The 6,741-nt window shown below is 59.3% G+C and carries 7 protein-coding genes; 4 read left to right on the forward strand and 3 right to left on the reverse strand.

Annotation, left to right across the window (positions count from 1 at the left end; translation table 11 throughout):
- Positions 1 to 133: 133 nt before the first annotated feature.
- The 4 genes from ASD63_RS32920 (at position 134) to ASD63_RS32935 (ending at position 3,638) form a co-directional block, all read left to right on the forward strand.
- On the forward strand, positions 134 to 1,021 hold the full coding sequence (locus tag ASD63_RS32920) for a sugar ABC transporter permease (RefSeq protein ID WP_051659465.1): 888 nt from the start codon (positions 134 to 136) through the stop codon (positions 1,019 to 1,021).
- Positions 1,018 to 1,839, forward strand: a complete 822-nt coding sequence (locus ASD63_RS32925; RefSeq protein ID WP_060516729.1) for a carbohydrate ABC transporter permease — start codon at positions 1,018 to 1,020, stop codon at positions 1,837 to 1,839. The genes ASD63_RS32920 and ASD63_RS32925 overlap by 4 nt, the downstream gene beginning before the upstream one ends.
- A 17-nt stretch (positions 1,840 to 1,856) precedes the next feature.
- Entirely contained in the window at positions 1,857 to 2,918 is a 1,062-nt protein-coding gene (locus ASD63_RS32930) for an ABC transporter ATP-binding protein (protein ID WP_034798716.1), read from the forward strand.
- Between the two features lie 318 nt (positions 2,919 to 3,236).
- Entirely contained in the window at positions 3,237 to 3,638 is a 402-nt protein-coding gene (locus tag ASD63_RS32935) for a hypothetical protein (protein ID WP_060516733.1), read from the forward strand.
- A gap of 340 nt (positions 3,639 to 3,978) precedes the next feature.
- Here ASD63_RS32935 and ASD63_RS36510 read toward each other — a convergent pair whose 3' ends face one another.
- The 3 genes from ASD63_RS36510 to tnpB all read right to left on the reverse strand — a co-directional run bounded on the left by ASD63_RS36510 (position 3,979) and on the right by tnpB (position 6,269).
- A complete protein-coding gene (locus ASD63_RS36510) occupies positions 3,979 to 4,284 on the reverse strand; it encodes a hypothetical protein (protein ID WP_060530557.1) in 306 nt (101 codons plus the stop codon).
- Entirely contained in the window at positions 4,284 to 5,849 is a 1,566-nt protein-coding gene (locus ASD63_RS32945) for an IS66 family transposase (RefSeq protein ID WP_060530572.1), read from the reverse strand. The genes ASD63_RS36510 and ASD63_RS32945 overlap by 1 nt, the downstream gene beginning before the upstream one ends.
- A gap of 72 nt (positions 5,850 to 5,921) precedes the next feature.
- Positions 5,922 to 6,269, reverse strand: a complete 348-nt coding sequence (tnpB, locus tag ASD63_RS32950) for an IS66 family insertion sequence element accessory protein TnpB (protein WP_060530558.1) — start codon at positions 6,267 to 6,269, stop codon at positions 5,922 to 5,924.
- Between the last annotated feature and the right edge of the window lie 472 nt (positions 6,270 to 6,741).

A 6,741-nucleotide genomic window follows, 5' to 3' on the forward strand; every position in this document is an offset into this window, starting at 1 on the left:
GTCCGCGGTGCCAAAGAGCCATCCAGCTCAAGGATTTGGGCTGGCTAGATCTCCTGTAACAGGCACTGGGAAGTGGACCGAGGAAACACCTTGCGTCCCCTTGCCCGACCGACAACAGACACAGATCGGTGCCATGACGATAGCCAGACCGCAATCCAATGCCCCTGAGTTCCGGCTGCTCGCCACGCCGCTCGTCCTCTTCCTGCTCGTTTTCCTGGGCTTCCCGGCCCTCGTCAATCTGATCTATTCGGTCTCCGAGGTCTCCTTCGAGACGCTACGCCAGCCGACGTTTACCGGGCTCAAGAACTTTCTCTCGGTCTGGAGCGATGCGGCTTTCTGGCAGGCGAGCTGGTTCTCGCTGCGCTTCGGCCTCTTGACCGCTATTCTCGAATGCCTGCTCGGGCTGTCGCTGGCGATCTTCCTGTCGCCGCTCATCGAAAAACGGAGCTGGCTGATGGCGATCCTGATGCTGCCGCTCATGGTCGCGCCGGCACTGGTCGGCCTGATGTACCGCCTTGTCTTGCACGAATTCGTCGGGCCGGTACCTTATTATCTCTGGACCTATTTCGGCGCCAGCATCTCGTTCCTTGGGCCCGGCTCCGCCTTCTGGACCCTGGTCGTCGTTGAGACGTTGCAGTGGACACCATTCACGCTGCTGCTTTTCTACATGGCTTATCAGGCGATCCCTTCCGAGATTGCCGAAGCATCCGCAATGGACGGGGCGCGAAGCCTGCAGCGCCTGTGGTTCATCGAACTGCCGATGATGGGCCCTACGATCGCGGCCGCGTTGCTTATCCGCTTCATCGACGGCTTCCGGGTCTTTGACAACGTCTATGTGTTGACCGGGAGCGGTCCCGGCGGATCGACGGCATCGCTGTCGATCTACATCTATGAGGCCTTCTTCAAGCAGGGCGCCATCGGCAAGGCGGTTGCCGCCTCAGTCGTCCTGTTCGTCGCCTCCTTCGCCGTGCTTTATGGCCTCAATGCTCTCGCCAGCCGGCGGAAAGGAGCCAAGCGATGATGTCAGCACTCCGTTGGTTCGTTTTCGCTGTTGCCGCCATCGGCTTGAACTTTCCGGTGCTGGTGACGCTTTCCACCTCGTTCAAGAGTGCGCGCGAGCTTTCCGGCAACCCCGGTCTCTGGGTCCAGGCCCCGACATTTGAGAACTACCGCGCCGTGTTCGAGGTCTCCGATCGGCTGAACATCTTCCTCTATCTGTTCAACAGCCTTGCTGTGGCGCTGATGGGAACGGTACTTGCCGTGGCGCTGGCGCTCCCCGCAGCCTACGCGATTGCCCGCGGCAAGATTGGCGAACGCACACTCCTGCCCTTTATTGTCAACCTGCGCGCCGTGCCGCTGATCATCTTCGCCATCCCGCTCTACATGATGTTCCAGTGGCTTGCGCTGCTTGATACGCGCCTGGGGCTGGGGCTGATCCTGACGATCGTCAACCTGCCGCTTGCGCTCGTCATCCTCGTCAACGCCATCCGTGACCTGCCCGCGGAACTCGACGAGGCTGCCCTCATGGATGGTGCAAACCGCACGCAGATCCTCATCAAGGTCGTGATGCCGCTCTGCCGGCCGGCGATCGTCACCAGCCTGATCTTCGGCTTCATCACCGCGTGGAACGAATTCCTCTTCGGCCTGATGCTGACGACCTCCAAGGCAGTTCCGGTCACGGTCGGCGCATCCTTCTTTTTTGCCGCAAGCGGCGGCGGTGTGCAGTGGGGCGTAGCATCGGCAGTGATGGTCGTCGGCGCTTTGCCGCCAATGCTGCTCGGCCTCGTGATGTACCGCCAGATCAGTGGATCGATGACCGCCGGCGCGGTCAAGGGTTGATATTCCAGGAGACACGCATGGGAACGATTTCGCTCAGGAAAGCCGGAAAGCGCTACGGCGCAGTTGAGATCATCCGGGAGCTCGACCTTGAGATCGCCGACGGTGAATTCGTCGTCATCGTCGGGCCCTCCGGCTGCGGCAAGTCAACGCTGTTGCGCATGATCGCGGGTCTCGAGGCAACGACCGACGGCCAGATTTTGATCAATGGGCGGGATGCGACGTCCGCTTCGCCGGTCGATCGTCAGCTCGCCATGGTCTTCCAGTCCTATGCGCTCTATCCGCACATGACGGTGCGGCAGAACATGGGCTTCGGCCTGAGGCTCGCCAAGGTGCCGTCGGCGACCGCAAGGGCCAAGATCGAGGCAGCGGCGGAAACGCTGAAGCTCACGCCCCTTCTGGACCGCTATCCGAAGGAGCTCTCGGGCGGCCAGCGCCAGCGAGTCGCAATCGGGCGGGCAATTGTGCGCGAGCCGGTCGGCTTTCTCTTTGACGAGCCGCTTTCAAACCTCGATGCGGCGCTGCGCGTCGATATGCGACTTGAGATCGCCAAGCTGCATCGCACGCTTGGCGCCACCATGATCTATGTGACCCATGACCAGGTGGAGGCGATGACGCTGGCCGACCGGATCGTCGTGATGAAGGACGGGCGGATCATGCAGCAGGGTAGCCCGAGAGACCTCTACGAAAAGCCGGCGAACCTTTTCGTCGCGCAGTTCATCGGCAGCCCAAAGATGAACCTCCTGCCATGCCGGCGCGACCAGGGCGGCCGCCTCGACCTGAGCGGCGAAGGCGATCTAGCGCTTCCCATGCCAGGGACGGTCGAACCCGAGAAACTGGGCGCAAGGCCCGAGCACTTGGCGCTGGTTGCTCCGGAAACTGGGCATTGCCGCGGCGTCATCGAGGCGAGCGAGTATCTCGGCGGCAATATGAGCGTCTTCGTTCGCGCCGGCCGGCTCGGCCTGATCAATGTCAGCGCACCGGCCGACACACCTTTCCGCGTTGGCGAAGCCGTCGGGATCCGGATCGACGAGAGCCGGTCCTCGCTGTTCGATGGTACGGGCGCAGCAATTGGTGCCTGACACTGGGGGATCCCTCGAAGGCCTTTGAGCTAGGCAGGCGCTCAAGCGATCGGCGGCGTTCAGATGGCAAAAATCGGTTCATTGGCCGATTTCACATCAAACGCTGTGGACCCTGGCAGGCGAAAGAAAAGCCTTCGATTGACCCAACAGCAAGCATGCACATTGGGGAACAGTTAAAACTTGTCGGTCGGACAGCCGACCGTGCGATTTCACATAGATACCCAGCAATCATGAGCGATAATGGTACCGAATGCCGACGAGCAACAGGGTCGTCCTGGCCGGGATGGCCCAGCGAAGTGCTCGTCGCTGTAGCGCTGAATGAAAGCCGATGAAATGTCGCGAAAGTATCTAGCACTCCAGGCCGACGGCGCCGTTGGAAAGATGGAGTTGAACCAAGAGATCGCGGCCGCGCTCGAAAGGTTGCCGGATGATCCTTCGCTCTACTTCGATCTTGGAGAAGCACATCTGCTTATTCCGCTCGAGCAGCTTGTTAACGCGCGAATGCGCGAACGAGGCATCATCAGCGCGAACCGCTATATGCTTGCGTCGGCGCGCGGCAAGCAGGAGAAGCGAAAACCCCTCACTGTACACGCCCTTGGCAACGGGCTGTGGCTCGTGGTGGACGGGAATTCAACGCTGCTCAATGCTCGTCATTCCAATTGGCGGGCTGTACCTTGCACCACGGTTGACAAACCGACGTGGGATCCGAGCTCAGCCTGACGATCACAAGTGCAGACGTAGATCCGGGTCGCGGGGTTGGCGCCTACGGAGCCAGCGCAGGTGCCTGGTGCGCCACCCCATCCTGAATAGCGCGTTCTTCCGCTGGCAGCGCCAGCAGATGAATGAACATTGGACACTCCGTGAGCGTCCGGCGAAGGCATTTTAGCTTGGTTGAGAGGCCGAGATTATAGGTCGCGTTTCATCTCGTCTGCCATAACGCGTTCGACCACATCCGGATCGCATTGTTCATCGACGAGAAACTTGGAAATCTCTTCGCCGAGGATCTGGTCGAGNCGTGAGCGTCCGGCGAAGGCATTTTAGCTTGGTTGAGAGGCCGAGATTATAGGTCGCGTTTCATCTCGTCTGCCATAACGCGTTCGACCACATCCGGATCGCATTGTTCATCGACGAGAAACTGGCGGATTCCACCATCCCATGTCCGTATGTCGGCGAGGAGATTTTGGAGCTCGTCCACGCCGTTCTCGGTCAGGCCCTTTGTGCCGTGTTCGCTGCCGTCGCGGACATAAAGCAATTCGCCTTCGCTGATATTATCCGAGTTGGCGGTCACCTCTTCGATCAACTCGAGGTTCTCGCCGATCATCTCAGCGACCTCTTTGAGGGTATAGATGATCCTTGAGCGCGCCATCACGCAGCCTCGTACCGGTCGTTTGCCGGAGTCCACTGCCACGGGAGCAGTTCCTCAAGTCGATCCTTCGGATGGCTCTGGATCCTGGTCAGGACGTCTGCCAGATAGGTCTCTGGATTGTGGCCATGGAGTTTAGCTGTTTCGATGATGGTCAGGATATTGGCGATGCGCTCGCCGCCCTTGTCTGACCCAGCAAAGAGCCAATTTTTTCTTCCAATTCCGAGTGGCCTCATAGCGCGCTCAGCTATGTTGTTATCGATTTCGACACGGCCATCGTCAATGTAGACGCTCAAAGCTGCCCATCGCGAGAGAGCGTATCGCATCGCTTCGGCAAGCTTTTGTTTCTGCGGCAGCGTCGAAAGCGTCGTTTCAATCCAAGCCTTGAGGTCCGCCAGAATGGGTCTGGCGTGTTGCTGGCGCAGTGTTCGCCTCTCGTCGGAAGACATGCCGCGGATACGATCCTCGATATCGTAGAGTGCACCGATGCGCGACAGAGCCTCGTCGGCGATCGGAGATGGCTTGAGCTTGATCACATCATGGAACTTGCGGCGCACATGCGCCATGCAGGCGGCTTCGATGATCTGGTTGCCGTAAAGCTTGCTATAGCCAGCATAGCCATCCGCATGCATTACGCCGCTGAAGTGAGCGAGGTGTTCAGCCGGATGCACGCCCTTTCGGTCGGGGCTATAGTAATAGGCGATCGCTCCGGGCGTGGGATCCTGGTAGCCGCTGCCGTCGAAGACATAGACCCAGACCCTGCCGGTCTTCGTCTTTCCTCGTCCTGGGTCGAGAACATCGACCGGCGTATCGTCCGTGTGTATTCGGTCGACCGCGGCGATATGGGCTCTGATCAGCAAGATGAGGGGCGAGAGCAGAACGGACACACGGCCAACCCAGTCCGCCATGACAGACCGGGAGATGTCGATCCCCAGCCGGTCGTACATCTCGGACAAACGGTAGAGTGGGATATGATCGTCAAACTTGGCGACCATGATGTGTGCGAGCAGTCCTGGTCCAGGTTTGCCTCGCTCGATCGGCAAGCTCGGCATCTCACCCGATACCGTTGTATCGCAGTCCTTACAGACCATGCGCTTCTCGATATGCCGGACGATCTTCACAGAAGCCGGCACATGCTCCATCACCTGCACCACCTTGTCGGCCGCCTTCAGGAAGGACTTGCCACCACACGTCGGGCAACTGCAGGGCGCTGTGTACACCCGCTCTTCGGTTGGAAGACCATCCGGCAGAGGCCTGCGTTTCGGCTTGTCGGGGGTATCATCCAGATCTGGCAGCAGGCCTTTTCCGGAACGAGCATCAGCCTCGGCGCGAGAGGCTTCGATCTCCTCGAGCATCAGTTCGAATTGCTCAATCTTCCGATCGATCTTTTCCGAGGATGCGCCGTGCTGCCGATGTCGGAGCAGTTCCAGCTGCGCGCGCAGAAGACCGATGATCGAGTCGCGTTTGATGACTTCGGCTTCTTGTGCGCTGAGTTTCGCCGCCTGTTCAGCGACGAGCGCGCGCAATGCCAATAGCTCGTCCTGACTGTCCAGCGGCGGTGCTTTCATGCCCAAAAACATAGCCGATTTGCAGCGAAAGCACTAGCGTTTTGCCCCGGATGTGCCTGTAAAATATAGCTTTTAACCCGTGCGGCCAGGGGCGGAAGTCCACGCTGGTCGGCGCCAGTCAATCCCTTCGACAAGCATCGACAACTGGGCCTGCGTAAGATGCGCAACACCATCTTTCGCCGTGGGCCAGGGAAAGTATCCGCGCTCGAGAATCTTGTAGAATAGGCAGAACCCTTGGCCATCCCACCATAGAAGCTTGATCCGGTCGGCGCGCTTTCCACGGAAGCCGAAGATTGCGCCGGATCCTGGCGCCTCCTTGAGGACCGTCTCAACGAGCGTGGAGAGTCCATCAATGCCACGCCGCATGTCGGTCACTCCGCAGGCCAGATAAACCCGCACATTTCCCGAAGGCCCGATCATGCTGCCTCCACACAAGCGACAAGCGACGATAGCACTTCGAGATCCATATCCGCTGCAATTCTCAGTAGACGGCCATTCCTCAAGACGATTTCAACGTCCTTGCATCTCGACCGAGCACCGATCCTCTTGGAACCGTCACTCACGCTCTCCGACGCTCCGATAAGCGAAACCGGGATGAACGATGGGGTCTGTGGAGGTTTCAATTCGGATGGCGAGAACTTCTTTCGCCAGGCGTATATTTGTTGCGGAAGAACGTCGTGCCGGCGCGCTACATCCGAAACGCTGCCATCCGCGCTGAACGCTTCTTGCAAGATCGAAAGCTTCAGTTCCGTGGACCATCGACGTTGTCGCTCGGCACCCGTCAGGATCTCAACCTTGGCCATTCATACCCTGTTACGTCACAAATGAATCATCTGTGACGTAACTTGCGCCAATTCCCCGCCGGACCAAAATCCGCTCACCGGACGCTCAC

Source organism: Ensifer sp. Root558, from assembly GCF_001427045.1.
Classification (GTDB): domain Bacteria; phylum Pseudomonadota; class Alphaproteobacteria; order Rhizobiales; family Rhizobiaceae; genus Ensifer; species Ensifer adhaerens.

What these genes read in the sequence shown, in the direction of transcription:
- ASD63_RS32935 (WP_060516733.1), top strand. Translation starts at nt 3,237, where the DNA reads ATGAAAGCCGATGAAATGTCGCGAAAGTATCTAGCACTCCAGGCCGAC.
- ASD63_RS32925 (WP_060516729.1), top strand. Translation starts at nt 1,018, where the DNA reads ATGATGTCAGCACTCCGTTGGTTCGTTTTCGCTGTTGCCGCCATCGGC.
- ASD63_RS36510 (WP_060530557.1), bottom strand. Translation starts at nt 4,284, where the DNA reads ATGGCGCGCTCAAGGATCATCTATACCCTCAAAGAGGTCGCTGAGATG.
- ASD63_RS32930 (WP_034798716.1), top strand. Translation starts at nt 1,857, where the DNA reads ATGGGAACGATTTCGCTCAGGAAAGCCGGAAAGCGCTACGGCGCAGTT.
- ASD63_RS32920 (WP_051659465.1), top strand. Translation starts at nt 134, where the DNA reads ATGACGATAGCCAGACCGCAATCCAATGCCCCTGAGTTCCGGCTGCTC.
- ASD63_RS32945 (WP_060530572.1), bottom strand. Translation starts at nt 5,849, where the DNA reads ATGAAAGCACCGCCGCTGGACAGTCAGGACGAGCTATTGGCATTGCGC.
- tnpB (WP_060530558.1), bottom strand. Translation starts at nt 6,269, where the DNA reads ATGATCGGGCCTTCGGGAAATGTGCGGGTTTATCTGGCCTGCGGAGTG.